This window comes from Bradyrhizobium sp. MOS002 (genome assembly GCF_003020115.1).
Taxonomy (GTDB): Bacteria; Pseudomonadota; Alphaproteobacteria; order Rhizobiales; family Xanthobacteraceae; genus Bradyrhizobium.
Genome location: NZ_PYFX01000002.1, coordinates 828,451 through 855,207 on the forward strand (window position 1 = coordinate 828,451; position 26,757 = coordinate 855,207).

Genomic DNA, 26,757 nt, shown 5'->3' on the forward strand with positions numbered 1-26,757 from the left:
GGTTCACGATGGCCCGTGCAAGGGTGCAGAATGAAAAGGGTTCAGGATGCATTGCCGAAGCGGTGTTCTGGAAGCCCCTGTGCGATGCCATCAATGGCCAGAACATGACCCGCCTGGGGTTCGCGGCTCAGTTGCTCGCGATCCAGAAACTTTCTGGTCGTCGTCACGAACAAGGTCTTCAGATCGGTTCCGCCGAAGCACACGCAGGTCGGATTGGTCGCCGGCACCGGAATGACGGTGTCGATCCGGCCGTCCGGCCGATAGCGCACGACCCGGCCGCCGGAGAAGAATGCGGTCCACAATCCGCCGGCGACGTCGATACACGCGCCGTCGGGCCTCTCCCCGGAGGCGCTGTAATCCGCGAACAGCCGTCTGTTGCTGATGACGCCGTCATCGAGATCGAAGTCGAACTGCCAGGTGCGGTATCGCCTCGTATCGGTGAAATAGAGCGTGCGATTGTCGGGTGAGAACGCGATGCCATTCGTCACGATGACATCGCCGAACATGCGCGCCGTCCGGCCGTCCGCATCCACACGATACAGCGCTCCGTTCGGCCGATGCAACTGGTTGTCCATGGTGCCGATCCATAGCCGGCCCCGCGCGTCGACACGCCCGTCGTTAAGGCGGTTGTCGGGGCCGCTTTCGACCTCGCAGAGCTGACCTGGAGGACCATCATCGGACGCGCGGCGATAAAGTCCGAGATCCTGCGCGAGCAGGTGGGAGCCGTCCGCCGTCAGAGCCTGACTGCCGAGGAAGTTGCATGCGTAGGGAACAACCTGATGCGCGCCTGTCGCCGGATCGAACGATTGATGCAGCCGCCGGTCGATGTCGACCCACCACAGCTTGCGGGAGCGGTCGCACCACAACGGCGTCTCGCCGAGGATATCGCCCGCGGCGACCGCGGTCTCGACCCGATGCGCTCCGATCATTTCGGTTGTCATCCCGATATCCGATTCCAGCCACGGCGCTGTCGTCGCAAGACGTCAGGCGGTGGGCAATTAATCCTCGTTCCAGGAGGCGAGGGCGTGCGCGACGCAACCGTTGATGTGCTCGGTGAGCACGGCTTTGGCGCTCTTGATGTCGCGCTTGAGGGCGCAGTCCAGCAGCGCCTTGTGCTGGTTGATCGTCTCCGCGCCCCGGTAGCGCAGCGCATAGCGGAAATATTTGTCGAACACGACCGCATGAGTCTGCATCAGTTCGCGCGAACCGCAACTCGAGATCAGCGCCTGGTGGAACTCGCCGTCGTAGCGTTTGCGCAGCTCGGGATCGTCGCCTTCGCTGAGCACAGTGCGTTCGGTCGCCGCCAGCTTGTGATGCGCCGACACCACGCGGCCTTCCCACTCCACGTCGCCGGCGCGGAACGACTCGGCCATCGCATGATGCTCCAGCAGGATGCGCAAGCCCGCGAGCTCACGCAGGTTCTGGATGGATATTGGCGCCACCTCGAAGCCGCGCTGGCCCTCGGCGACCACAAAACCCTCGGACGTCAGACGATTGAGGATCTCGCGCAGCGTGCTGACGCTGAGGCCGTAATCTTCCTTCATGGCATCGAGCTTGAGGCGTCCGGATGGCGTGAGCACTCCGAAAATGATGTCGGCCCGGATGCGCTGATAGCCGCTGTCGCCCGCCGACAGGGGCCGTTCCTCAAGTGACGTCATGCCTTCTGATCCCGCCTGTCCCGATCGGCCGGCCACTTCGGAGGTGGCCGAACCATCAGTGTTGCCAGCAATATAGCAGATTTCAAATGTCGGACGTACAGCAAATCATCATATGAAACAGATATCATCATTTGACATGGAAATATATGTGTGATGTCTAAATAGGCTGAGGGCACGAAAAATGATGGCTTAAGCCGCCGTTCGCGCCCGTTCGAACAGGGAGGAAAACGATGAGCTTGCTGGTACGGGCGCTGTCTGCGACGGCGATCTGCGTGGCGCTGACGGTCGGCGCATCCGCTCAGAACGTTCAGGAGCGCACGATCAGGTGGGGACACCTGAACAACACCGATCACCCCGTCAGCTTTGGCGTGCAGAAATTCGCCGAGATCCTGCTGGCGAAGAGCGGGGGCAAAATGAAGGTCCGCGAGTTCGCGGCCTCACAGCTCGGCAACGAGTTGCAGCAGCAATCCGCGCTGCGCGGCGGCACCCAGGAAATGCTCTCGGCCTCGACGACATCACTTGCCACCGTCGTTCCGGAATTCGGCCTGATCGATTTCCCGTTCCTGTTCAACACGACCGAGCAGGCCGATGCTCTCGCGACCGGCAAATTCGGCAAGGCGATGATGGATACGCTGCCGTCGAAGGGGCTTATTGGCCTCGGATATTGGGGCCTGGGCTTCCGCAACGTCACCAACAGCACCCGCCCGATCACCAAGCTCGAGGACTTCAGCGGCCTCAAGCTTCGTGTGATTCCGAATCCGGTCTATCTCGAAAGCTTCAGTGCCTTTAAGGCAAATCCGGTCCCGATGGCTTTCGGTGAGCTATATTCGGCGCTCGAGACCCGCACCGTCGACGGCCAGGAGAATCCCTACACGGTCATTCTCTCGAACAAGTTCTACGAAGTGCAGAAATACGTTTCCGCCACCAATCACACTTTCACCCTGAACATCATCCTGGTGAGTAAGATCTTCTGGGACAAGCTGTCGCCGACCGAGCAGGGCCTGATGCGCGAAGCCTATGAAGAAAGCCGCGGCTATCAGAAGGAGCAGACCCGCCTTCAGACCGACAAGGCTCTGGCGGAGCTGCAGGCCAAGGGCATGCAGTACAACGCGATCGCTCCCGAAGAAACGGAGCGCATGCGGAAGGCAGCGCAGCCGGTCGCGGACAAGACGTCGGCCAGCCTTCGTCCCGAGACGGTGAAGATCTTCAACGAAGAGGTCGAGCGCATCCGCAAGGACGTGAAGTAGTCGACTTCTGCTGTCACGCAGGCGTCGGAGCCGGCCAGTGGTCGGCTCCGCCCCTCATTTGCCCGGACGTCACGCATGGCGCGAGTTCTCGACCTCTATTGCACGTTCCTGAAGGCCGTCATTGCCGCGTGCCTCGCGGTCATGGTGGTCCTGGTCTTCGGCAATGTCGTCCTGCGTTACGGCTTCAACTCCGGAATCACGATTTCCGAAGAGTTGTCGCGCTGGCTGCTGGTCTGGTTGACCTTCCTGGGCGCAATCGTCGCGCTTCGCGAGCACGCCCATCTCGGCGTCGACAGCCTCGTCCGGATGCTGCCGGCCTCTGGCAAGCGCATATGCTTCGTTATCAACTATTGCCTGATGCTGTTTGCCGACTGGCTGCTGTTGTCGGGAAGCTGGCGCCAGACCATCATCAACATTGACGATCGCGCGCCGGCGACCGGTCTCTCGATGGCCATCTTTTACGCGGTCGGCGTGATCTTCGGCGCGTCGGCCGCAGTCATCCTTCTCTACGACCTCGTCCGGGTGCTCACTGGACAGGCGAGCGAATCCGACATGGTGGCCGTCAAGGAATCGGAAGAGCACTGATGTCTCATCGAACCGTGCCAGGCGGCGTCCACATCCAGCAGTCCACCGGGATCGCGTCATGACGATCGCCGTCTTCACCTTCTCGCTGCTGGGCGCCATGGCGCTGGGCATGCCGATCGCCTTCGCGCTGATCGTCTGCGGCGTGGCCTTGATGAGCACCATCGACATGTTCGACGCCCAGATCGTGGCGCAGAACGTCATCAACGGCGCCGACAGCTTTCCGCTGATGGCGATTCCCTTCTTCATGCTCGCGGGCGAGATCATGAACAAGGGAGGGCTGGCCAAGCGTATCGTGAATGTCGCGCTGGTCGCGGTTGGGCATTTCCGTGGCGGGCTCGGCTATGTCACGATCCTTGCCTCCTGCATCCTCGCGTCGCTCTCCGGCTCGGCGGCCGCCGATGCCGCGGCGTTGGCTGCCCTGCTGGTGCCGATGATGGTGGCGGCGGGGCACAAGAAGTCCTATGCAGCGGGCCTCGTGGCGGCGGGCGGCATCATTGCTCCCGTCATCCCGCCCAGCATCGGCTTCGTCATCTTCGGCGTCGCCGCGGGCGTCTCGATCTCGAAACTGTTTCTGGCTGGCATCGTGCCCGGGCTGCTGCTCGGCGCAGGGCTCTGTCTGGCCTGGGCGTGGGTGGTGCGGAAAGAGAACCTGACGCCCCCGCCAAGAGCATCGCTCTCGGAGATGGTGAAAGCGGTGGTCGACGGCTTCTGGGCGCTGATGCTGCCGGTCATCATTGTGGTCGGCCTGCGCTTCGGCATCTTCACGCCCACGGAAGCCGCGGTGGTCGTCGCTGTCTACTCCCTGTTCGTCGCGACCTGCGTCTACCGCGAACTGAAACTGTCGCAGCTCTACGCGATCTTCGTCTCCTCCGCCGTGACGACGAGCATCGTCATGTTCCTGGTCGCTGCGGCGCTGGTATCGTCCTGGCTCATCACGGTGTCCGAGATTTCGGCACAGATCGTCACCCTGCTGAAGCCCTTCATGGGAAACAACACGCTCCTGATGCTGGCGATCATGGTCGTGGTAGTGATCGTGGGAACGGCGCTCGACATGACACCGACGATCCTCATTCTCACGCCGATCCTGATGCCGATCGTCAAGGCGGCGGGCATCGACCCCGTCTATTTCGGCGTGCTCTTCATCATCAACAATGCCATCGGCCTGATCACGCCACCGGTGGGCATCGTGCTCAATGTCGTCTGCGGCGTCTCCAGGATCAGCATGGAGGATATCATCAAGGGCGTCTGGCCCTTCATGATCGCGCAACTGATCGTCCTGTTCGCGATGGTGCTATTCCCGGGACTGGTGACGATCCCGGCCAAATGGTTTGCCGGCTAGACGCGTCGGCACAAAAGAAGGACAAACGAAATGGCCGCAAGGATCATGATCCTCAACGGACCCAATCTCAATTTCCTCGGCATCCGCGAGCCCCACATCTACGGCTCGACGACGCTCGCGCAGATCGAGGCGAGCTGCCGGGCGCTGGCCGATCAGCTCGGAGTTTCGGTGTCGTTCCATCAAACGAACATGGAGGGCGAGCTCGTCAGCCTGATCCAGTCCGCCCATGGCAACGCGGATGCCATCATCATGAATCCCGCGGCCTATTCATTCACCTCGATCGCGCTGATCGATGCGCTGAAGATTTTCGAGGGCGTGAAGATCGAGGTGCACATCTCGAACATCCACGCGCGGGACGAGCTGCATCGCCACTCGATCACGTCGAGTGCCTGCACGGCGGTCATTTGCGGCCTCGGTCCCTATGGCTATCTCGCCGCGATGCTCGCGGCCGTCCAACGGCTGGGGCAATTGCCTGCGACCATTGTACCGGCTCTGCACGGGCTTGCGACCGGCGGCAAGGCGTAGGCATGGAGGGCGGAATGCGCGGCACGGGATTTCTCGCGATCTGGAGCGACGTCGAGGCTCACGACCTGACCGACTACCGGCACTGGCTGACGCGTGAGCACACCACCGAGCGCGTGACGACGAAGGGCTTCCTGGCATCGCGTGTCTTCCGCGCGGCAAGGGACGACATCGACCGCTTCTTCATTCTGTACGAGCTGGAAACACCGGAGGTCCTCGACGGCGAGGCCTATCTGGCGCGCCTCAACGCGCCGACGCCGTGGTCCCAGCGCATCATGCCTAAGCTCGGCAATTTCATGCGGGGCGGCGGTGTCATGATCGCGCGGGGAGGGCGGGGCGAGGGCGCATCGATCGTGGCGCTCCGGATCGAGACGTTGCCGAAAGATCCGCAAGGCCTGGCTCATGCGCTCGTTGCGTGCGACGGGGTTGCCGCGGTGCAGATCGGCGCGACCGACGAGGCGCGGACGTCGGTGCGGACGACCGAGAAGGGCATGCGGAAGAACGAGGGCTTCTTCGCGGGGCTTTTGCTGATCGAGGCGCTCGACGTCGCCTCGTTGCAGGCCGCCTTGCAGCGGGCGAGCGAGCTTGCGCCCGACGTCATGGCCGGGGCGAGCGAGCCGGAAGTTTATCAAAGCATGTTTGCGCTCGACGCCCGCATCGCGGATTTCGGCTGATGGCAACGTTCTCGCTCGCCGCGTTGACAGTGCTCGAGCTTGCGCCGCCCGAGATGATCGAATTGGCGGCGCTTTGCGGCTACGAAAAAGTCGGGCTCAGGCTGTTGCCCGCCACGCCTGGCGGTGTCGCCTATCGCCTGATGGACAATGCTCCGCTCTTGCGGGAGACGCTCCGGCGGCTGGAGTTGACGGGGGTGACCGTCGCCGATCTCGAGGTCGTTGCGTTCAGACCGGAAACCGAGATGGCCTCGTTCACGCCCTTCTTCGAGGTGGGCGCGCGCCTCGCTGCCAAACACATCCTCGTCGCGGCCTATGATCCGGATCTGGCGCGGTTTTCGGATCGCTACCAGCAATTTTGTGAAGCGGCAGCAAGCTATGGCCTCACCTCCGACCTCGAATTCATGCCCTGGACAAGCGTTCCAGACCTGAAGACCGCGAACCGGATCGTCGGCGACGTCGATCGTCCCGGCGCCGGCATTCTGGTCGACGCGTTGCATTTCGATCGATCGCAAAGCTCGCTTGCGGACCTTCGCGCCATCCCGGCGCAACGCCTTCACTACTGGCAACTCTGCGATGGCCCGGCCGAACGCCCGGCGACCACTGAGCAGCTCATCCATGCGGCTCGCGAGGAACGGATGTTTCCGGGCGAGGGCGGAATAGACCTGATGGGGCTTGCAAGCGCGATGCCGAATGACCTGACCATCAGCATCGAGGTTCCGACCGTTCAACTGGCCAGGAGCGTCGACGCCGCCTCGCGAGCACGCCGGGCGCTGGCGGCAGGCCAAGCCGTCGTGGAGCGGGCGCGCAGCCAGAGGTGAGAATTTCGGGACGGAAGGGTAGTTCGGGATGTCGCAAGCCGATCGCTCCTGGGACGTCGAGACCGATCTCCTGGTCGTCGGGGCGGGTGCCGCCGGCATGACGACATCGCTGGTAGCTGCCCTTGAGGGGCTGGATGTGATCCTTTGCGAGAAGTCGGGCACGGTTGGCGGCACGACCGCGACCTCCGCCGGCACCGTCTGGATTCCGGGCAACCGGCAGGGACGGCTTGCAGGGACGCCGGACTCGACCGAGGCGGCGCGGGTCTATCTTGAAGCACTGCTCGGCGAACACGCCGCGGACGCGCGTGTAGATGCGTTCCTCCAGACGGGTCCAATCATGCTCGACTATCTCGAGCAGAGGACGAGCGTACGGTTTGCAGCCCCGCCGGTACACCCCGACTACAAGAATCTTCCCGGTGCAGCAATCGGTGGTCGTGCTCTCGGCGCCGTTCCGTTCGACGGCCGCAAGCTTGGCAAGGACTTCCAGCGCATCAGGCCTCCGCGGCGAGAGTTCATGGTCCTCGGCGGGATGATGGTCGGGAAGGCGGACATCCCGGCGCTGTTGCGGCCCTTCCGCAATTGGACGAACTTCAGGCATGTCATCGGCCTGCTGAGCCGGCATTTGCGCGATCGGCTTCGCTACAGGCGCGGAACGCGTCTGATCATGGGCAACGCTCTCGTCGCGAGGCTGTTTGACAGTCTCCGTCGTTCCGGCGTGGATCTGCGATATGACACTGAGCTCACCGAGCTCATCCGCAACGGCGACGCCGTCGTTGGGGCCGTTCTCTCATCACCTTCGGGAGCATTGGCGATACGTGCCCGCAAAGGCGTGGTGTTGGCAACGGGAGGCATCGGCTGGAGCCGCGAACTTCGCGAAAGGTTTTTCCCCGAGGCCGCGCACCGATTTTCACTCGCGCCTTCGTGCAATACCGGGGATGGCCTGCTCGCGGCCGAACGCGTCGCCGCGGTGATCGAGCGCGATTTCGATAGCCCCGCTCTGTGGATGCCGAGCTCGGTCATGACGCAGGCGGACGGCCACGTCTCGGTATTCCCGCACATTATGCTGGATCGTGCCAAGCCGGGACTGCTTGCGGTGAACAAATCGGGCCGCCGCTTCGTGAATGAAGCCGACTCCTATCACGACTTCGTGGAAGCGATGTTGCGCTCGGACTCGTCTTCCGTATCGGCAACACCGGCTTTCCTGATTTGCGATCGCGCCTTTATCAGTGACTATGGCGTTGGTCTCGTTCATCCCGGGACGAGGGATTTGGATAAATTTCTGAAGGCCAGATATTTGCTGGCAGGCGAATCGATTGAAGCACTGGCCGAAAAGATCGGCGTCGATGGCGGCGAGCTTGCTCAGACGATCGAGCGATACAATCGCTATGCCGAGAGCGGTGTGGACGAAGAGTTCGGCCGCGGTTCAAGCGAGTTGAACCGGTTCAATGGCGATCCCCTGACCAAGCCAAACCCGTGCCTGCGGCGGATCGGTCCAGGGCCATATTATGCCGTTGCGGTATGGCCGACGGATCTCGCCAGCAGCGCCGGCTTGTGCACGGATTCAACTGCCCGGGTCTTGTCTAGCCGTGGGACGGCCATACCCGGACTCTACGCCGTCGGTACCGATTCATCCTCGATCTTTCGAGGTACTTATCCGGGTCCGGGCACGATGATCGGGCCTGCGATGGTATTCGGATGGTGCGCGGCAATGCATGCCGCGGGCGCTTCAAGTCAGGAAGAAGGTAACTGAAAGCCGGTCGTTCGCCGGGCCGAGCTAGGAACTCTTGCGCACCATCGACGCTTGACTCGGCGGGCCAGCGTCGCCGCCGATTTGCTGGCCTGCACGGCCCCGCCTCCAAGCCCCCATACCCCCCTGGGTGGGGCCGTGTCTCTTCACAGGAGATGCAATGCCTGAGCCGACCGATCACGACATCAGAGAACGCGCGCACCGATTGTGGGAGCGAGCCGGCAGGCCGGAAGGCCGCGAGGAAGAATTCTGGCACGCGGCCGAGCAAGAGCTACGCAACGAGGACAAGTCGAACACCATGCGGACGCCGGATACGCTGTGACCGACAAGTGCTGGCGCTGGGCGGAACAGAGCCTTCCAGAAGGAATTGAGGTTCTGAGCAGCACGGGCTGCGACGCATGCCCGTTCCGACGGCGGTGTGTGCGGTGGATGAGCAGCAAAAGATAGAGCACCAGATCGAACTCGCAACGCGAGCGGCTGCGCTCGTCAAAGACGAAACCACCGTCCAGCGATTCAGGAACTTTGCCGAGGAGCTGAAGCAAAAGCTCCTTCGCATGATGGGGCGCGGCAAGGTGCGAGCGCGCGCTTACGAGCTCTGGGAGCAGGCCGGTCGCCCGGCCGATCGCGATGTGGAGTTCTGGGTCGAAGCGGAACGGCAGATCGAACACGAACGCGAACTGCGGAGGCTCTCGGATTCCTCGTAGAAACGATAGAAGCTGACGCTGCCGGTCGCCACATCGGCACCGAACAAGCTTCGGACGCGCGTTCCTGGACAGAGAAAAGCCGCCGAGCTCTTCACCCTGGCGGCTTCAAAAGTCCGTAGCTGTTGGTCGCCTCTCCAGCCTCGTGCGTACCGCCGTTACCTTGTTTGCGGCCATGCAAGGTCATTCTAGGCCAAGGCGCTCGATTCTGCTGTGATGTGAAGCACACATTGTGCGTCCACACGCTCGCTGTCATCGCCCCGCTTGACCGGGCGATCCAGCGCGTGAATGACAATGGTACTTGGAGGACGACGCCATTGCCCTTTGCTGCGTCATGCACTACGCGCCGGCCGCGACACCCAGGCGGCCGATGCCTGGAAGCTTCAGCGCGGGGCGGCGGATGTCGAGGCCGAGCACCGCGCCGAGGAAATTGATCTCGACCCCTTCGACCCAGCCGATGGTCATGCCGAGATAGCCCGACAGCGACGCGTAGAGCCCCGTGCCGGACGCCGTGATGCCGGCCCAGCGTCCGCTGTAGGGAAAGTCCTTGCCGATGGCGGTCGGCGGCAGCACAGCGCGCAGCTCGGGAACGGCGTCCAGCGCCGCCTGCACGAAGGTGTTGGAATTCGGTCCCGGCCAGGCGCTGTAGTCGCCATAGGCGCGGAACTTGTAGTTCTCGATGACGGCACGGATCTTCGGAATCAGCGCTTCGGCCCGCGCGCCGTCGACCGCCACGACCGTTTCCGGGAGGGCGCCGAACCAGCGGCCGTCGGGCGCAAAGCCGTTGCTGCGAACAGGGTCGCCCCAGGCCGTGTAGTCGTATCGGCTGTAGGTCGCGGCGCCCTTCTCCTTGACGACGATCCAGGTGTGGACGGCAAAAATACTGCGCCAGCGCACGGTGCGCGCGGCGAACACACGGATCAGCGCGTCCGGATTGGCGGATGCGGGCGGCAGCAGGCCGGCGCTGGAGCGATCTGCCGTCTGCCAATTGCCGCGGCCGTCGCCGCGCAAATAATAGCGGCCGGCCGACACGCCGATCGGCAGGAAGATCAGCAGCAGGAACAGAATCAAGGGTTTCCTCAAGGGCCAACGGCGGTCAGGCGGGACGATGTCACCAATATAGTTCGCAAGGCACGCCGCGCCAGCGCTCTCCTGCTCTTGCATTCGGGTGGTGCGGCCATATGTTGCGTTCATGAGAAAGTTGTCGCTCGTCGAGGACCAGGCCATCCAGGCGCGAATCGCGTACATCGCGGGCGCCGAGATTTTCGATCGCCTCTTCGCCGGCATCCGGTTCGACGAAATCGACGGCAATCTGCTGTTTGCCATTGCCAGCGACGAAGACTGCGCGGCCGAGATCGAGGACGAGTTCTCGCACCAGCTTGCCGTGGTCGCAACGCATATCCTCGCGCAGAGCGTCGACGTGGTCGTGGTGCTGCCGAAGGTCCTGCAATAGCCGCCTGCCCGTTGGCCTTCTGCCCGTTCAGGCCGCTTGCCTTTGCCCCCTGTCTCTGCTTTTCAACGCAATTGCAAAATTGTAATGACGTCATTGGGCGCTCAGGCCCGAGGCGCGTTATCGATGGAGCTCGACGGGAGGGCTCGTCGTCGCTCGTCTCTATTTGCGAAACAAAGTTGGATACACATTGGCGCCCACCAGGAAAGCCCGGGCCACGACCGGCGCGATAAAGACAAAAAGCAAGAGCTCAAAGAGCGAGAGCTCAAGAGGCAAAGGCTCGAAAAGCAACAGCGCGAGAAGCAAGAGTTCGAACAGCACGGGCTCGACAAGCAAGCGCCCGGACAAGAGCGCCTCGCGTTCCGCGGTCGCCTCCTCGTCGCCGCTCGGCATGCTGGCGCTGCATCTGCTCGAGCAGTGGGACAAGTCCGGCCGCGACGGCCTCGTCTTCCTCTGCGATGACGAGAGCAGGGCGGAGCGGCTGGGCGGCGTGATCCACGCCCTCGATCCCTCGGTCGACGTGCTGGTGTTTCCGCGGCTGAACACGCTACCCTTCGACGGCCTCGAGCCATCCCGCGAGATCGCGGGCCGGCGCAGCTCGGTGCTGCGGCGTCTCGCCAAGGCAAAGAAGCCCGTCTTCCTGGTATCCACCGCGGAAGCGATCATGGAACGGTTGCCGCTGCCGGCGAGCTGGTCGCGGTCGAGCCTCACGCTGAAGGTGGGCGCGCCCTATTCCGAGCCCGAGCTGGAGACGCGGCTGGAAGCTCTCGGCTACGATCTCGACGAAGAGGCGGAGTATCCGGGCGGCGTCCTGTTCCACGGCAAGACGTTCGAAGTGTTTCCCGCCGGTGCGCTCGCTCCCTTCCGGATCGAGCATTCCGGCGACACGATCCGCAAGATCGTCGCGGTCGATCCGATCGAGCACGAGGTCGTCTACGAGACCGCGGAATTGATCATCGATCCCATGTCCGAGCGGATCGCGCTGGGAGCTACGCGCGGACAGCGGGCGACGCTTCCGGATTACTGCGGTCGCGCGCGATGGATCGCGGATGCCGGGGTGTCGGCCCACGCCGATAGCTGGATGGGCACGATCGAGGAAGCGGCGGGCCGCAGGGATGCGGAGCGTGAGTATCTGGGGCAGGCGGACTGGAAGCAGCTGAAGAAGCGCATCTGCGTGCTGCCGCGCAAGGCCGCCTTCATCTCGACGCCGGAGTTCTCGAAGCTGGCCTCGCCGCGCAAGGCGCTTCGCGCCTTCGTCGCCGACATGCAGCGCGGCGGATCGCGGCTGCTGTTCTTCGCGGCCGTCGAGGACGACCTTCGCGCGATGGAGCGCATGAGCGGCATCAAGACGGAGCGCCTGGCCGATTGGAGCGAGGTGACGAAGGCACGCAGCCGCGAAGGCGCGCTGCTGGCCGATTTCGACGCGGGGTTCATTGGCTCAGGCCGCAAGCCGCTTGTCGTCGTGACCGCATCCGACGTGCTCGGCAGCCGGGCCCATCATCCGCAGCCGATGGCGCGCGCCTGGAATCCGGCTTTCGATCATCCCGACGTGCCGGAAAAGGGCGCCGCCATCGTCCATCTGCAACGCGGGCTCGCCGTGCTCGATGGCTTGCAGACCCTCGACATGGGGCGGGGATCGCGGCGCGAGATGATCAGGCTCAAATTCGCGGGCGACAATGCCGTGCTCGTTCCGCCGGCCGATCTTGCAGTGATCTGGCCCTATGCCGGCGAGCCCGGCAAGCTGGCGCTGGACAAGGCGGACGGCAGCAGCTGGTGGGCGCGGCGCACCGAGGCGGAAGCGGAAATCCAGGTGGCCGCCAAGGCGCTCGCCAAGCACATCAGCCAGCGCCGCCGCCGCCGCGCACCCAAACTGGTGCCGCCGGGGGCTGCTTACGAAAAATTCGTCGCGCGCTTCCCTTATTTCACGACAGTGGACCAGGCCCAGGCGATTCAAGACGTCCTCGACGATCTTGCGGCGGGCCATCCCATGGACAGGGTAATCTGCGGTGACGTCGGCTTCGGCAAGACCGAGGTCGCGCTGCGGGCGGCAGCCGCAGTGGCGCTGTCGGGCAAGCAGGTGGCGATCGCGGCACCGACGACCGTGCTGGCGCGGCAGCATGTCGAAACCTTCCGCAAGCGGTTCGGCCCCCTCGGGATCGAGGTGGGAAGCCTGTCGCGGGCCAGTTCGGGCCCGGAGACGCGAGAGACCAAGGAAGGGCTGCGGCGCGGCACGCTGAAAGTCGTGGTCGGCACGCAGGCGCTTGCGGCAAAGGACGTGAAGTTCGCCGATCTTGGCCTCGTCATCATCGACGAAGAGCAGCATTTCGGAGCGGCGGAGAAGGCGAAGCTTTCAGGCCTCGCCAAGGGGGTGCATTCGCTGTGGATGAGCGCCACGCCGATCCCGCGCACGCTCGCTGCTGGCCTTGCCGGCTTCAGGGATCTCAGCGTGATCGCCTCGCCGCCGGTTCATCGCCTTCCCATCGTGACCAGGATCGCGCCGCTGTCAGAGGCTGCCATTGCCGCAGCACTGCTCCGCGAGCGCAGGCGGCATGGTCAGAGCTTCCTGATCTGCCCGCGCATCCAGGATCTGGAGCCGATGCTGGCTCGTGTGCAATCGGTGGCGCCGGAGCTGCGCATCGTCTGTCTTCACGGCAGATTGCCAGTGGACGAGATCGACGACCGCATGATGAGTTTCGTCGATGGCGAGGCGGATGTGCTGCTGGCGACCAATATCGTGGAAAGCGGTCTCGATATTCCGCGCGCGAACACCATCGTGGTGTGCTGGCCCGAAAAGTTCGGACTTGCGCAGCTTCATCAGCTCAGAGGACGGGTGGGACGCGGCGGCACGCGCGCGTTTGCTCATCTGCTGACGGAAACGACCTCGGAGCAGTCCGAGAAGCGTCTGGCCGTGCTGGAGGAGTTCAGCAAGCCGGGTGCCGGCTTTGCGATCAGCGAGCGCGACCTCGACCTCAGGGGCGCCGGCGATCTGTTCTCGGAACTGCAGTCCGGGCACGTCCAGGTGTTCGGACCCGTGCTCTACAGTCACCTTCTGAAGCTGGCCTCCGAGCGCACCAGCGACACCGGCGCCGATCTGTGGGTGCCCGATCTCAATATGCCGCTGGCCGACATGCTGCCCGAAGGCTACGTGCAATCGGAAGCGGTCCGGCTCGAGATCTATGGGCGCGCTGCCAGGTGCCGAAGCGATGACGATCTGGAAGATCTGGAGGAGGAGATCTCGCGTCGTTTCGGCAGGCTTCCGCCGGAGGCCCGCGACTTCTTTGCATCCGCCAGGCTCCGGATCGATTGCAAGCGGCGCGGCATCGTCAGGCTCGATGTCGGGCCCGAAGCCGTCGCCGCGACGTTCCTGCCGGGGCGGCTGCGGAAATCCAGAGGGAAGTCGCAGGCGCGATCGCTGCAGCGCGACGGCGACCGGGTCGTTCACGCCGGCCGCCGCGACGAGGATCCGTTCAGCCGGGTCGAGGAATTCCTCGAGCTGCTGGACGCCTAGGGATCATTCGGTCTGCTCGACTGCCGCGGGCATTTTCGCCACCGACATCAGTGTGCGAGCCACCTGGTTGAGGAGCTGATCGGCGTTCTCCTCCTCGGCCAGTGATTTCGACAGCAGGGCGACGATGGCACTGTGGCGAAGCTGCTGGGCGAGGTTGCGCGCCGTGCTGTAGCCCGCGATCTCGTAATGCTCGACGCGCTGCGCCGCGCCGATCAGGGCGAGGTCGGCCGCCGCGTCCTCCTTGTCCTCGCCCTCGGCCATGACTTCCTGGCCCTCCTCGACGAGGCCCATCATGCCCTTGCAGGGCTTGGCGCGGGCGGATTTGCCGAGCATTTCGAAGCATTCGTTGATGCGCTCGACCTGGGCTTCCGTCTCCGCGAGGTGCTGCTCGAACAGCTCGCGCAGCTGGTCGAAGCGGGCAGCCTCCGCCATCTTGGGAAGCGCCTTGGTCAACTGCTTCTCGGCGTGCAGAATATCGCGCAGCTCGTTGATGAGCAGATCGCCGAGACCCGCTTCGTCCGCCGGGGGCGAACTCTCGGTGACGATGGCCGAGGCCGGACCCGGCTCGCCCGCCTGGATTGCCGGCGAGTCCGTGAAGACCCAATCGCCCCCCTCGTTCCACGGCCCGCGCGTGTCGATCTCGCCATGATCGCCGGCGCCGGTGGAATCGTTGAAGAACTGGTCGACGAGGCCGGGTGTCGGGGCGATGCGGCCGATGCTGAAGGCCGGCTTGCCCATGCTCTCGAGCGCCAGCGCGAACGCCTTCATGTGCGTGATCTCGCGCGTCATCAGGAATTGCAGCGCGTCCTTGCTGCCGGCGTCGTCGCAGAAATTGATCAGCCGCTCGTAAACGATCTTGGCCCGCGCCTCCGCGGCGATGTTGCTGCGCAGATCGACGTCGAGCTCGCCCGTGATCTTCAGATAGTCGGCGGTCCAGGCATTGCCCTGGGAGTTGAAGAGATTGACTCCGCCGCCACCCGCGATGGCGATGAGGGGATCGGCTTCGGCCGCCTGGCGGTCGAACTTCGATGGCTTGAGATGCATCCGCGCCAGTGTGCCGACCACTTCCAGATGGCTGAGCTCTTCGGTGCCGATGTCCATCAGCAGGTCCTTGCGATCGGGGTCTTCGCAGTTCAATCCCTGGATCGAGTACTGCATCGCGGCGGCGAGCTCGCCATTGGCGCCGCCGAACTGCTCCAGCAGCATGTTGCCGAAGCGGGGATCCGGCTCGTCGACGCGAACGGTGAACATCAGCTTCTTGACGTGGTGATACATGGAGGGACTCTCGGATTGGAAGGACAGGAAAAGAAGGTGTCTTCCGAACGGGCGGCTTCAGCGTTCGTTCCTAGCGAAACGACCTGCGCCGATGATATCGGGCGCAGGTCGTTCGAAGTCGATCGGCAGATAGTGGACGTATTCGCTCAGCGTTGGTCCGGACGCTTGGCGGGCGGCCCATTCTTGTTACCGGGTGCGCCCTGAATATGCGCCGGGTCCTGCGATTGCACGGCGGTGTTGCCAGTGGAGCTCGTCGAGCTTGATCCGACGGTTTCATCGGGCTTGGCGGCCGGTCCGTTCTTGTTGCCGGGCTGTCCGGCAATGCCGGCTCCCGAATTCTGCGCGCTCGGCGCAGACGAAACGTCAGGCTTGCTGGCCTGCGCCCAGGCTGCTCCAGACAGCGCGAGAGCGGCGAGGATAACGGCACCTGTGAACTTCATCTCGGTGTTCTCCGATTGATGCCCCATCTGCTCGAACGCCGGTCACCTGCGTGCGTTCCGTCAACTCGAAGCGTCGGCTCACCGCATCGCGACGAACTATCCAGGTAGCGGCGCCTCCGCGACGTCCAGCAGCGCTCCGAGACCCTGGCGCAGGCGGCGCGTGGCGATGCTCTCGGTGGCGAGACCGAACACCACCAGGGACCGCCCGGTCATCGCATAAACGTGCCCGAACTCGAACGCAGGCATCTGCCCCTCCGGTTGATTGGTGTCGATCAACCCGAGCCAGCTGCGTCCCTCGGCGACGGCGGGCAAGGTGAAATTGACGACGTCGTGATGGGCGTTGTAGATCAGCAGCATGGTTGCATCCGAGCCGCGGCGCTTGATCCCGGTCTCTTGGGCGCGGCCGTCGAGCAGCAAGGCGAAACATTTGGCGTTGCCGTCCTGCCACTGCTCCGTCGTCATTTCCTCACCGGACGGCGCGAGCCACGTCACGTCCTTCACGTCCAGCTCTTCGTTGTGGGAACCGACCAGGAAGCGGCTGCGATAGAGAATCGGAAATGCCTTGCGCGTGGCGATCAGCTTGCGCGTGAATTCGCGAAGGCTGCGGCCGTTCGCGGTGATGCCCATCCAGGCGAGCCATGTGGTCTCGTTGTCCTGTGCGTACGCGTTGTTGTTGCCGTGCTGGGTGTGTCCGAATTCGTCGCCAGCAAGCAGCATGGGTGTGCCGTGGGACAGCAGCATGGTCGCCAGCAGATTGCGCTTCTGGCGCTCGCGCAGCGCCGTGATGTCCGGATCGTCCGTCGGTCCCTCGGCGCCGCAGTTCCAGGAATGATTGTTGCTATGGCCGTCGCGATTGTCCTCGCCATTGGCTTCGTTGTGCTTGTCGTTGTACGAGACGAGATCATTGAGATTGAAGCCGTCATGGGCGGTGACGAAGTTGACGCTGGCCCATGGCCGGCGGCCGCGCTTGTTGAAGAGATCGCCGGATCCAGACACGCGCTTGGCGAAGTCCGCGATCGATCCCTCGTCGCCCTTCCAGAAAGCGCGAACGGTGTCCCTGAACTTGTCGTTCCATTCCGCCCATCCCGGCGGAAACTGACCGACCTGATAGCCGCCCGGACCGATGTCCCAGGGCTCGGCGATCAGCTTGACGCTGGAGAGCACGGGGTCCTGGCGACAAGCATCGAGGAAGCCGCCGCCTTCGTCGAAACCATAGGGCTCCCGTGCCAGGATGGTGGCGAGGTCGAAGCGGAAGCCGTCGACCCGCATCTCGGTCGCCCAGTAGCGCAGGGAATCCGCGACGAGTTGGAGCACGCGCGGGTGCGACAGGTTCACCGTGTTCCCGGTGCCGGTGTCGTTGATGTAGTAGCGCCGCTGGTCCGGCAGCAGGCGGTAATAGCTGGCGTTGTCGATGCCCTTGAACGACAGGGTCGGGCCGAGCTCGTTTCCTTCCGCGGTGTGATTGTAGACGACGTCGAGGATGATTTCGATGCCATGGGCGTGGAACTGGTTGACCATGGCCTTGAATTCGTTCGCGAGCGGCGTCTTGAGGTAACGCGGCTCCGGCGCGAAGAAGGCGAGGGAGTTGTAGCCCCAGTAATTGCGCAAGCCTTTCTCGACCAGATAGCTGTCGTCGACGAAGGCATGGATCGGCAACAATTCCGCACTGGTGATGCCGAGCGACCGCAGATAGGCCGGAACCTCAGAATGTGCGAGGCCCGAGAACGTGCCGCGGTCTGCGTCAGGCACCAGCGGATGCAGCTGGGTAAAACCCTTGACGTGCATCTCGTAGACAATTGTCCGCTCCCACGGCACTTCCGGCTTGCGCGCGGCGCCCCAGGTGAAGGCCGGGTCGATGACGCGACATTTCTGCATCAAGGGCGCGCTGTCGCGTTCGTCGTAGGAGAGATCCTTGTCGACATGGTCGAGCTGGTAGCCGAACAGCTCCGGTCCCCAGCGCAACCGGCCGACCAGCTGCTTGGCGTAGGGATCGAGCACGAGCTTGTTGGGATTGAAGCGATGTCCCGCGTCGGGTTCGTAGGGGCCATGGACGCGGTAGCCGTAGACGGTGCCGGGACGGGCCGCAGGCAAATAGCCGTGCCAGACTTCGTCGGTATATTCGGGGAGCTCGATCCGCTCCAGTTCGGTCTCGCCGCTGTCGTCGAACAGGCAGAGTTCGACCTTGGTGGCATGGGCCGAAAACAGCGCGAAATTGACGCCGAGCCCATCCCAGGTGGCGCCAAGCGGAAACGGCTTGCCCTCGCTGATGCGGGAGCGGCGCAGGCTCGAGGCCGCCCGCGTCAGGGCGTCATCCGAATGTACTGTTTGATCCATCGTTGCCCCCGAATAGCCCTTCAAGAATTTGGTGCAGTTGCCGTCACTTCCGCGTCGCCAGCTCGCCAACTGCCGCAGAAGCGATGACTGCGCCAGGAGGCACTTCGTCCGGCTTGGGCAGTGTGGCTGCCCTTTGCAGCGCCGCCTCCTTGCTGATGGCAGCAATCGAGTTGCCGATCCTCTCGACGATGCTGGTCAGCTCTGCGTCGGACAGTCCGAGACGCTTTCTGACGAGGCGCACCTGAGTACGGTCGGCCAGGTCGAGCTTGTTGCGGATCGGCTGTGGCTTCGGGCGGCGCATGGCGAAGACTCCTGTGTAGAACTGCAACCGTCCCTCAGGCGATTCCGTTCCCTGCTCGTCTTGCAGTAGCCCGTCTAGATCGAGGATTTGTAGATAGTGGCGTACGACTTGGCCGACTGTGTCCAACTGAAGGCCTGGGCCATGGCCGCGCGCCGCATATGATCGAGCCGGTCCTTCATGCCGAAGGTGGAAAAGGCCCGGCAAAGGCTTCCGAGAAAGCCGGGGGCCGATGCGCGGTCGAACAGGAATCCGGTCTCGCCGTCCACGATCGTCTCGGCGAGGCCGCCGGTACGATGGCCGATTGGTAGCGAGCCGAAGCGCTGGGCATACATCTGGCTCAGCCCGCAGGGTTCGAAGCGCGACGGCATCAGGGTAAAGTCGCTGCCGGCGAAGATCTTTCGTGCCTCGGCGTCGTCGAAGCCGATCTTCACGGCGATCGAGCCCGGCGCGCGCACCTGCGCCTGCAGCAGCGCCTCCTCGAACCGCGTTTCGCCTTTGCCCGTCACGACAATCTGGCCGCCCGCATCGACGATCGCTTGCGCGCTCTCGATCACGAGGTCGACGCCCTTCTGGTGCACCAGGCGCGCCACGAGCGCGAACAGGGGACCTCTTGAGACCGCCAGTCCGAACTGTTCCCTGACATCGTCGGCGTTCAATGACCGTTCGGCCCAGTCACCGGCGCCGAACGGCTGGAACAGCGAGGAGCAGGTGCGCGGATCCCAGCTCTCGTCGATTCCGTTCAAGATGCCGGAAAGCTGGTTGCGATCGGCCCGTTGCCGCAACAGCCCTTCGAGACCGCAGCCGAACTCGGCAGTGGTGATCTCGCGGGCATAGGTCTGACTGACGGTCGTCAGGTGGGAAGCGTAGACGAGGCCCGCCTTGATAAAGGACAGCCGATTGTAGAATTCCACGCCGTCAATGTTGAAGCTCGCCTCGGGAATCCCCAGCGGCGCGACCGAACTGCGGTCGAAGACACCTTGATAGGCGAGATTGTGGATCGTGAACACAGTTGGAATGTGCGCGTAGTGCCATTCCAGATAGCCGGGGATCAGGGCACATTGCCAGTCATTGGCATGGACGAGATCGGCGGCCCAATCCTTGTCGACCAATCCTCTCGCGACTTGCGCGGCTGCATAAGAGAAGGTCGCGAACCGGACATTGTTGTCGCCCCAATCGGCTCCTCGACCATCGGCATAGGGCGTGCCGTCGCGTTCGTACAGCGCCGGGCATCGGACCACGTAATAGGTCATGCCGTCGGCAGTATGCCCGAGATCGATCGCGAAGGCCGGAAGGGCCGCGAATGGCTGGCACCGTCCGACGGTCGTCAGGTCGTGCAACCCGCGCAGGACCGCCGGGTAGCCGGGGATGATGACGCGGACGTCGGCAAAGTCGCGCAAGGCGCGCGGGAGAGCCGCCGAGACGGCGGCGAGTCCACCCACTTGAATGAAGTCTGATACTTCGGGCGTCGCGAAAAGGATCCGCATGCGCTAGGCCCCCCGGCCCAAGGGACAACACTGGCCTCTGCCAACCATCTTCGAAAATTCCAACGCGCTTCCCCAACGGAGCGCAAATCCTGAATTCCGCGCCGCAACAAACGTTCCTAACTTTCGCCACCGAAGAGACTTTTTTCGTCTTCGGTCCAAAAGTGCACACAGAGCGTGTGGGCCGGGTACGGCGCTCGCCTAAGGAACGAATGCCTGCATTTCGGCTTCTCCCGTCCTGAGCATGCTTAAGCGATCGTAAAATCGAACCTCGCCAAGCGTGTCGTAACTTCCAGCATGCACGCAAAGGCGGCCGGGTTTGAGTCACAGATTGGGAATGGCCGGGCAAGCGCGACACCACGGTCCTCGATGCCTCGATGAGGGGGTCTGCTTCAATCTCTGGGCACCGACGGCGCAATTGGTCGAATTGCTCGAAACCGGCCAGCCGTCACACCGGATGCCGCGCGACGAGGATGGCTGGTACCAATGGTTGAGCCCCACCGCGCGTATCGGCACGCGCTATCAGTTCAGGATCAACGGAAAGCTGGTCGTTCCCGATCCCGCCTCGTTCTTCCAGCCGGACGACGTCGGGGCGCCGAGCGAGGTGGTCGACACCGCGGCGTTCCGGGATCCGGTGCTCTATCCCGGTCGCCCCTGGGCGGAGGCCGTGATCTACGAGCTGCATGTCGGCACCTTCAGCGAGGAAGGCACCTATGCCGGCGTCGAGAAGAAGCTGCCCTATCTGCGCGATCTCGGCATTACCGCGATCGAGCTGATGCCGCTCAATGACGTTCCCGGCCGGCACAATTGGGGCTACGACGGCGTGCTGCTCAATGCGCCAAATGCGCGCTACGGCAGGCCGGAAGACCTCAAGCGGCTGTTACGCGCGGCGCATGCCCTCGACATCATGGTTTATCTCGACGTCGTCTATAACCATTTCGGGCCGCAGCTGAACTATCTGCACCTCTATGCGGAAGATTTCTTCACGACGCGCCACAGCACCGGCTGGGGCCCTGCCGTCAACCTCGAGGGCCACGACGGCGCGTTCGTGCGCGAGTTCCTGATCGAGAACGCGCTGATGTGGCTGCGCGACTACGGGTTCGACGGCTTGCGGCTCGACGCCGTTCACGCGCTGAGGGACGATTCCGAGCGCCATTTCCTGGTCGAGCTTGCCGAGACGGTCCGCAGTCGGCTGGTGGGCCGGCACGTGCATCTGATGCTGGAGAACGAGGCCAATCGGGCAGGCCTGCTCGACCGGGCGCAAGGGCGAACCCGGCTCTATGACGCGCAATGGGGCGATGATTTTCACAACGCACTCCACGTCCTGTTGACGGGCGAGGACGAAGGCTATTATCGCGCCTTCGCAGACAAGCCGCTTGAACATCTCGCGCGATCGCTCACCGAAGGCTTTGCCTACCAGGGCGAAGTCTTTCCGCTGCATGACGAACCGCGCGGAGAGCCGAGCGCGCATCTGCCGCCCGAGGCCACCATCTTCTTCGCCCAGAACCACGACCAGATCGGCAACCGCGCGTTCGGGGAGCGGCTTTCCAGGTTGGTCGGTCCGGAGAAGCTGGCCCAAGCCATGGCGCTGGTTCTCTTGAACCCGCATATTCCGATGTTGTTCATGGGTGAGGAAGCTGCGGCCGACACGCCTTTCCTGTTCTTCGCGGACTGGTCCGGCGAGGCTGCCGAACTGACGCGGGAAGGGCGGCGCAAGGAGTTTTCTCACTTCAAGGCTTTCTCGACGCCCGACACGCGCGCCAGTATTCCGGATCCGTGCGATGAAAAAACCTATGAGGCATCGAAGCTCGACTGGACCGGCATAGACCGCTCTCCCGCCAGCGCCAGGTTTCGCGGCCTGACAGCGCAATTGCTGAAGATACGGCGCGAGAAGATCGTGCCGATGATCAAACGGGGTTTCGTATCGGCTCATTGCAAGTTGCTTGGGGAGAACCCTCGCACGGGCGGACTGGATGCCCGTTGGCGGACGCAGAAGGGAGACATCTTGCAGATTGTCGCCAATTTCTCCGACCGCGAACTACCTATGCCGGCGCTGGTTGCGGGCGAGAACCTATGGCGATTGGGCGCGGTCGACGCGCCAGCCCTGTTGCCGAACGACATCATCGTGCGGCTTGGCGAGGAGGCGTGATGGAACGGCGAGGAACGCTTCCGAAAGCCTTCCGTTAGCGGAGCAAATCCCTGGAGCCGCTCCATGACCGAATATCCAAAGCCGCCTTATCCTCCGCAACAGCAACCGATGCCCGGTTCGACGGGCGCGATGAATCCGCGACCGGATCATGGCGAAGAGAGTTACAAGGGCGCCGGGCGCCTGGCCGGAAAAAAGGCAATCATTACCGGAGGCGACAGTGGCATTGGCCGCGCGGTCGCGATCGCCTATGCCCGGGAAGGCGCGGACATCGTCATCGCCTATCTGAACGAGGACGAGGATGCCGCCGAGGCCAAGGCGCTGGTGGAGCGCGAGGGACGTAAGGCCATCCTGATCCCCGGCGACATCCGCAATCCCGATCATTGTCGCGCGATCATCGCCCGCACCGTCGAGGCGTTCGGCGCAATAGACATCCTCGTCAACAACGCGGCCCATCAGGACACGTTCAAGGAGATCGCTGATATCAGCGACGAGGAATGGCAGCGGACGTTCGAGACCAACATCCACGCCATGTTCTATCTCACCAAGGCTGCGGTGCCCCATATGCGCCCGGGGGCGGCGATCATCAACACCGCGTCGGTGAACTCAGACATGCCAAATCCGACCTTGCTGGCTTATGCCACGACCAAGGGCGCCATTCAGAATTTTACCGGTGGGCTCGCCCAGATGCTGGCGGCGAAGGGCATTCGGGTCAACGCGGTCGCCCCGGGGCCGATCTGGACGCCGCTGATTCCATCGACGATGCCGGAGGAGAAGGTCAAGAACTTCGGCAAACAGGTGCCGATGCAACGGGCCGGCCAGCCGGCAGAACTCGCGACCGCCTATGTCATGCTCGCCGATCCGCTCTCGAGCTACACATCGGGAGCGACCCTGGCGGTCACCGGCGGGAAGCCGTTCATCTGACCGAACGTGCGACGAGAACGTGGCAGCCCCGCGAGCAGGGGCCGCCACGTTCAGTACGTATTGATCAAGCGGCGCTGGACGCCTTGGCATTGACGCCCTTGCGAAGTGCTACCGTGTTCAGCTTGGTGTTGGCGGCCTTCTCTTCGTTCAGGTTCGTCGTGAGGAAGCGCACGATGTCGTCGTGCCCGAGTTCCTCCGCCCATGCGATCAGCGTGCCGTAGCGGCACATTTCATAATGCTCGACGGCCTGTGCGTTGGCCACGATCGCGGCGTCGAGCACGGCTTTGTCCTCGATCTCGCCAGCGGTCTCATCCGCCTCCTTGATGATGCCGTCGATGGCGGGACAGTGTGTGCCGCTGGGCTCCTTGCCGAGCTTCGCGAACACCTTGCCCAGCCTGTCGACCTGCTTGTTGGTCTCTTCCAGATGAGCTTTCAGTCCGGTGACGAGGTCCCTGTTGGTCGCCTTGTCGATCATCTTCGGCAGCGACTTCAGGATCTGCTGTTCCGCGTAATAGATGTCCTGCAGCCCGTGAAGCAGCAGGTCTTCCATCGATTTGATGTCCTTGGTGAAGAAACCCATAAACGACGTCTCCTTTGTCAATGATGGAACTGGAACGCTGCACACCGCTAGCTGTTCCATTCCTGTGACCAGATCGGGGAGAGCCGAATGAGCGATGGTGCGGATCATCTTGCGGGCCTGCTCGGACGGGCGGCGATGGACGTGTGGGGCGACATGCCCCGCGACATCCAGGAAGCGCTGTTCGAGACTGCCATGAAGGGACGTGCTGCGGAGCGGGAAGAGCTCGCGCGGCTGCTGCACGAGCGGCATCCCCGTACGCTTCATCCGGCGCGGCCGGGCTGAGCCGCGGCAGGAACGATCGGGCGAGAAGCCGATTTGTAAAATGGGCGATGCGCGGCGAACGGGATTCGACCAAGCCCATGAGCTGTAGTGCTCCGCCCAGGGTCAAACCTGTGAGTCGATCGGCGTGACTGAGATGATAATCGGAAAATGGTACGACCCGCTCTCGCAGCGATGGATCGTGCCGCGCGAAGCGCGCCCGGTGGCGGCCTATTCGAAGTCCAACCCGGAGAAGGGGCTCGAAACCCGCGCATCGGGCGAGGCGCAGCGGATCTGGGACCTGCTGGTCGATTGCTGCGCGCGCGGGTGAGTGCCGAGCCGCAGCATCATTCGCTTCTGCTGTCGCAAAATCACAGAGTGATGACAAAGACCGCGAAGGCAATGATGAGTGCCAGGCTCACGACGGCGGTGCTGATCAATATCTTGCCCATGGCGCGTCCGTGCTGTCTCGTCGCGTCAATGAAACAGCCGTCATTTTCGTTCCGGACCGGCACCTGAAGGCAGCTCCGACTGTTCACATGTGAACAGAGCGCGTCGGTTACAAATGGCCTGAACTATATCATTTGATACAGACATGGCTGCGCTCGCCCCTATCATTGGCATCCGAAAGGCATGGCATGGTGCCATGACATGGAGACCCGATCGTGCTCAGGCGGCGTCGCGTTCAGCAAACCACCACGCTTCAAGAGCGGCTTGCGGAGTTCACCAGGACCATCCGCGAACAGGCCGAGTCGTTGCCCGAGGGCAGGGAGAGGGATGAGCTGATGAAACGGCTGAGAAGCGCCGACACGGCGTCAGACCTCGACCGTCAATTCGCCGGCAGGAATTGAGCTGAAGAATTGAGCTGGTTTGCCGAGGCGGAGATCGCGCGTTCAGCCTCTCCGGCGTCAGCTGCGATACCAACTCGCCAGATTCCAGGTCGTGACGTCCCATCCCGACATGTCGACCATGAGGTTGTTGACCCCTGCGTTGACGATGTTGCGGGATAGAAGCGGCAGGAACACGTTGGCCTCGCAAAAAGTTTCGTCGACCTTGATCAGCAGCGCGGCGCGCTTGACCGGATCAAGCTCGTTCTGCGCGGCCTTGTAGGCCTTGTCGGCCTCGGGATCGGACCAGCGCGAGACGTTGCGGCCGAGCCATTTGTTGTCCTTGTTGGAGATCTCCCAGGAGACGCACTGGTTCAGGAAGCGCTCCGGGTCGGGCTGCGGCTGCGTGGTGTTGTACATCTCCATGTCGGCATAGAACTTCGAGTAGGTGTCGGGGTTGCCGACATCGGACGAGAAGAACACCGATGCCGTGACCGCCTTGATCTCGATCTCGATGCCGGCCTTCTGGCAGGCCTGCTTGATGATGGCCTGCGTCTTCTGACGCGGCGCATTGGTCGAGGTCTGGAAGACGAATTTGAGCTTCTTGCCGTCCTTCTCGCGGATGCCGTCCGCGCCCTTGGCCCAGCCGGCTTCATCGAGGACCTTGTTGGCCTTGTCGGCGTCGAACTCGTATTTCAGCTTGGTCGACTTGAACTGTTTGGGTGCGTTGACGAAGCTCGCGGTGGCGATGCCGCCGCGGCCGTAAATGAACTTCTGGATCGACTCGCGGTCGATCAGCAGGTTGATCGCGCGGCGAACGGCGGGATCGGACAGCGTCGGGTGCTTGGTCTTGGGGCTGGAGCGCTCGCCGTCCACTTCGGTCCACGGGTCGGTCGTGTTGAGGATGATGAACTCGACGTTGCCGGAGGGCGTGACGTCGAGCTTGCCCTTGCCGCTGGCCTCCATGCGCTTGAGGACCTCCTCCTCCACCTGCATGTTCCAGGCATAGTCGTATTCGCCGGTCTGGAGCACGGCGCGCGCCGCGGACACTGCATCGCCGCCGCCCTTGATCTCCAGCGTGTCGAAATGCGGCTGGTTCTTGACGTGATAGTCGGGATTGCGTTCGGCCCGGATCAGGTCGCCAGGCTTGAACTCGACGAATTTGTAGGGACCGGTGCCGACCGGCTTCAAATTGCCGGGCGCCTCGCGCGACTTCGCGCCGACATAGTCGCCAAAATGATGTTTCGGCAGGATCGGACCGACCGAGCCGACGAACGGGTCGGCCCAGAATGGGGTGGGGGCCTTGAAAAGCACTCTGACGGTGTAGTCGTCGATCTTCTCGACCGTGATGTCCTTGTAGGAACCGGTGGTGTACGCCGCCGTGGCGAGATCCGAGGCGTATTGCCAGGTGAAAACGACGTCGTCGGCGGTGAAGGGCTTGCCGTCATGCCACCTCACGCCCTGCTTCAGTTTCCAGGTCACGCTCAGGCCGTCCGGCGAAAGGCCGCCGTTCTGCTTGGACGGAGCCTCGGCTGCGAGGCAGGGGACGAGGTTGCCCTCCTTGTCCCAGCCGGCGAGCGGCTCGAAGAAGACACGCGAGGCGATCTGGTCCTTGGTGCCGAGCGCGAAATGCGGATTGAGCAGCGTCGGGGCCTGCCAGAGCAGGATCTTGAGCGGCCCGCCGCCACCGGCCTTGGTCGGCTTGTATTGTAACGTAGCATCCGCCATCGCCACGTCGTTCCAGACCAGGATCTGGCTCGCGACCGGCGCCGCGATCCCGATCGCAGCCATCGTCTGCATGAACGAGCGTCGCGACAGCGTGCCCTGCTTCACCTCCGCGATCGACTTGCGGATTTCGTTCTCGTTCATCGGATGATCCCCACTTCGCAGACAAGTCCGTCACCGGCCAGGGCCCATCATGTTTCATCATGGGCGAGGCGGC

Annotated in this window: 26 protein-coding genes; 15 read left to right on the forward strand and 11 right to left on the reverse strand. The window is 63.3% G+C overall.

Annotated elements, in window-relative coordinates; translation table 11 throughout:
* Positions 1 to 41 precede the first annotated feature (41 nt).
* Entirely contained in the window at positions 42 to 941 is a 900-nt protein-coding gene (locus C7G41_RS08590) for an SMP-30/gluconolactonase/LRE family protein (protein ID WP_106942113.1), read from the reverse strand.
* Between the two features lie 57 nt (positions 942 to 998).
* Complete coding sequence (locus tag C7G41_RS08595) at positions 999 to 1,658, reverse strand: GntR family transcriptional regulator (protein ID WP_106942114.1); 660 nt, start codon at positions 1,656 to 1,658, stop codon at positions 999 to 1,001.
* A gap of 230 nt (positions 1,659 to 1,888) precedes the next feature.
* Between C7G41_RS08595 and C7G41_RS08600 the strand changes: the two genes are divergently transcribed.
* The 9 genes from C7G41_RS08600 (at position 1,889) to C7G41_RS08640 (ending at position 9,294) form a co-directional block, all read left to right on the forward strand.
* Positions 1,889 to 2,905 carry a TRAP transporter substrate-binding protein gene (locus C7G41_RS08600; RefSeq protein WP_106942115.1) on the forward strand — a complete coding sequence of 339 codons (1,017 nt, stop codon included), beginning with the start codon at positions 1,889 to 1,891 and terminating at the stop codon, positions 2,903 to 2,905.
* Positions 2,906 to 2,980: 75 nt separating this feature from the next.
* A complete protein-coding gene (locus tag C7G41_RS08605) occupies positions 2,981 to 3,490 on the forward strand; it encodes a TRAP transporter small permease (protein ID WP_106942116.1) in 510 nt (169 codons plus the stop codon).
* A 58-nt stretch (positions 3,491 to 3,548) separates the two neighbouring features.
* Positions 3,549 to 4,829 carry a TRAP transporter large permease gene (locus C7G41_RS08610; RefSeq protein ID WP_106942117.1) on the forward strand — a complete coding sequence of 427 codons (1,281 nt, stop codon included), beginning with the start codon at positions 3,549 to 3,551 and terminating at the stop codon, positions 4,827 to 4,829.
* A gap of 30 nt (positions 4,830 to 4,859) precedes the next feature.
* A complete protein-coding gene (locus C7G41_RS08615) occupies positions 4,860 to 5,354 on the forward strand; it encodes a type II 3-dehydroquinate dehydratase (RefSeq protein ID WP_106942118.1) in 495 nt (164 codons plus the stop codon).
* A 14-nt stretch (positions 5,355 to 5,368) separates the two neighbouring features.
* The gene (locus C7G41_RS08620; protein WP_106942203.1) at positions 5,369 to 6,025 is read left to right on the forward strand and encodes a hypothetical protein; all 657 of its coding nucleotides are present in this window, start codon (positions 5,369 to 5,371) and stop codon (positions 6,023 to 6,025) included.
* Positions 6,025 to 6,843, forward strand: coding sequence for a sugar phosphate isomerase/epimerase (locus C7G41_RS08625; RefSeq protein WP_106942119.1), 819 nt, complete (start codon positions 6,025 to 6,027; stop codon positions 6,841 to 6,843). Before C7G41_RS08620 ends, C7G41_RS08625 begins: the two co-directional genes overlap by 1 nt.
* A gap of 28 nt (positions 6,844 to 6,871) precedes the next feature.
* A complete protein-coding gene (locus tag C7G41_RS08630) occupies positions 6,872 to 8,593 on the forward strand; it encodes an FAD-dependent oxidoreductase (RefSeq protein WP_106942120.1) in 1,722 nt (573 codons plus the stop codon).
* A 157-nt stretch (positions 8,594 to 8,750) separates the two neighbouring features.
* Complete coding sequence (locus C7G41_RS08635) at positions 8,751 to 8,912, forward strand: DUF2934 domain-containing protein (protein WP_106942121.1); 162 nt, start codon at positions 8,751 to 8,753, stop codon at positions 8,910 to 8,912.
* A gap of 76 nt (positions 8,913 to 8,988) precedes the next feature.
* Positions 8,989 to 9,294 carry a DUF2934 domain-containing protein gene (locus C7G41_RS08640; protein WP_245446472.1) on the forward strand — a complete coding sequence of 102 codons (306 nt, stop codon included), beginning with the start codon at positions 8,989 to 8,991 and terminating at the stop codon, positions 9,292 to 9,294.
* 336 nt (positions 9,295 to 9,630) lie between these two features.
* Here C7G41_RS08640 and C7G41_RS08645 read toward each other — a convergent pair whose 3' ends face one another.
* Positions 9,631 to 10,362 (reverse strand): DUF3750 domain-containing protein, encoded by a 732-nt coding sequence (locus C7G41_RS08645; RefSeq protein WP_007614034.1) that lies wholly within the window; start codon positions 10,360 to 10,362, stop codon positions 9,631 to 9,633.
* 121 nt (positions 10,363 to 10,483) lie between these two features.
* Here C7G41_RS08645 and C7G41_RS08650 point away from each other — a divergent pair, with 121 nt between their 5' ends.
* Positions 10,484 to 10,744, forward strand: a complete 261-nt coding sequence (locus tag C7G41_RS08650) for a hypothetical protein (RefSeq protein WP_007595982.1) — start codon at positions 10,484 to 10,486, stop codon at positions 10,742 to 10,744.
* Positions 10,745 to 10,903: 159 nt separating this feature from the next.
* On the opposite strand, the gene C7G41_RS08655 is transcribed toward C7G41_RS08650, so the two are convergent.
* Positions 10,904 to 11,134 carry a hypothetical protein gene (locus C7G41_RS08655; RefSeq protein ID WP_106942122.1) on the reverse strand — a complete coding sequence of 77 codons (231 nt, stop codon included), beginning with the start codon at positions 11,132 to 11,134 and terminating at the stop codon, positions 10,904 to 10,906.
* On the opposite strand from C7G41_RS08655, the gene C7G41_RS08660 reads away from it, so the two are divergent.
* Complete coding sequence (locus C7G41_RS08660) at positions 11,133 to 14,249, forward strand: DEAD/DEAH box helicase (RefSeq protein ID WP_106942123.1); 3,117 nt, start codon at positions 11,133 to 11,135, stop codon at positions 14,247 to 14,249. The two genes, C7G41_RS08655 and C7G41_RS08660, sit on opposite strands and share 2 nt — an antisense overlap.
* 3 nt (positions 14,250 to 14,252) lie before the next feature.
* Here C7G41_RS08660 and C7G41_RS08665 read toward each other — a convergent pair whose 3' ends face one another.
* The 5 genes from C7G41_RS08665 to glgA all read right to left on the reverse strand — a co-directional run bounded on the left by C7G41_RS08665 (position 14,253) and on the right by glgA (position 20,083).
* On the reverse strand, positions 14,253 to 15,524 hold the full coding sequence (locus C7G41_RS08665; protein WP_106942124.1) for a DUF892 family protein: 1,272 nt from the start codon (positions 15,522 to 15,524) through the stop codon (positions 14,253 to 14,255).
* A 146-nt stretch (positions 15,525 to 15,670) separates the two neighbouring features.
* Positions 15,671 to 15,964 (reverse strand): hypothetical protein, encoded by a 294-nt coding sequence (locus C7G41_RS08670; protein ID WP_106942205.1) that lies wholly within the window; start codon positions 15,962 to 15,964, stop codon positions 15,671 to 15,673.
* Between the two features lie 96 nt (positions 15,965 to 16,060).
* A complete protein-coding gene (gene glgX, locus C7G41_RS08675; protein WP_106942125.1) occupies positions 16,061 to 18,298 on the reverse strand; it encodes a glycogen debranching protein GlgX in 2,238 nt (745 codons plus the stop codon).
* Between the two features lie 43 nt (positions 18,299 to 18,341).
* Positions 18,342 to 18,599: a DUF3606 domain-containing protein gene (locus C7G41_RS08680; protein WP_106942206.1), complete on the reverse strand. Its 258-nt coding sequence runs from the start codon at positions 18,597 to 18,599 to the stop codon at positions 18,342 to 18,344.
* Positions 18,600 to 18,673: 74 nt separating this feature from the next.
* On the reverse strand, positions 18,674 to 20,083 hold the full coding sequence (gene glgA, locus C7G41_RS08685) for a glycogen synthase GlgA (protein ID WP_106942126.1): 1,410 nt from the start codon (positions 20,081 to 20,083) through the stop codon (positions 18,674 to 18,676).
* A 334-nt stretch (positions 20,084 to 20,417) separates the two neighbouring features.
* Between glgA and treZ the strand changes: the two genes are divergently transcribed.
* Positions 20,418 to 22,229 (forward strand): malto-oligosyltrehalose trehalohydrolase, encoded by a 1,812-nt coding sequence (gene treZ, locus C7G41_RS08690; RefSeq protein ID WP_106942127.1) that lies wholly within the window; start codon positions 20,418 to 20,420, stop codon positions 22,227 to 22,229.
* Positions 22,230 to 22,292: 63 nt separating this feature from the next.
* A complete protein-coding gene (locus C7G41_RS08695; protein WP_106942128.1) occupies positions 22,293 to 23,150 on the forward strand; it encodes an SDR family oxidoreductase in 858 nt (285 codons plus the stop codon).
* Between the two features lie 64 nt (positions 23,151 to 23,214).
* Here the strand turns inward: C7G41_RS08695 and C7G41_RS08700 are convergent, their stop codons facing one another.
* Positions 23,215 to 23,730, reverse strand: a complete 516-nt coding sequence (locus C7G41_RS08700) for a ferritin-like domain-containing protein (RefSeq protein ID WP_027519885.1) — start codon at positions 23,728 to 23,730, stop codon at positions 23,215 to 23,217.
* An 87-nt stretch (positions 23,731 to 23,817) separates the two neighbouring features.
* Here C7G41_RS08700 and C7G41_RS08705 point away from each other — a divergent pair, with 87 nt between their 5' ends.
* Together C7G41_RS08705 and C7G41_RS36905 are read left to right on the forward strand one after the other, a co-directional pair.
* Positions 23,818 to 24,012, forward strand: coding sequence for a hypothetical protein (locus C7G41_RS08705; RefSeq protein ID WP_106942129.1), 195 nt, complete (start codon positions 23,818 to 23,820; stop codon positions 24,010 to 24,012).
* A gap of 124 nt (positions 24,013 to 24,136) precedes the next feature.
* Positions 24,137 to 24,319, forward strand: coding sequence for a hypothetical protein (locus C7G41_RS36905; RefSeq protein WP_146159754.1), 183 nt, complete (start codon positions 24,137 to 24,139; stop codon positions 24,317 to 24,319).
* A gap of 577 nt (positions 24,320 to 24,896) precedes the next feature.
* Here the strand turns inward: C7G41_RS36905 and C7G41_RS08720 are convergent.
* Positions 24,897 to 26,684, reverse strand: coding sequence for a peptide ABC transporter substrate-binding protein (locus C7G41_RS08720; protein ID WP_106942132.1), 1,788 nt, complete (start codon positions 26,682 to 26,684; stop codon positions 24,897 to 24,899).
* Positions 26,685 to 26,757 lie beyond the last annotated feature (73 nt).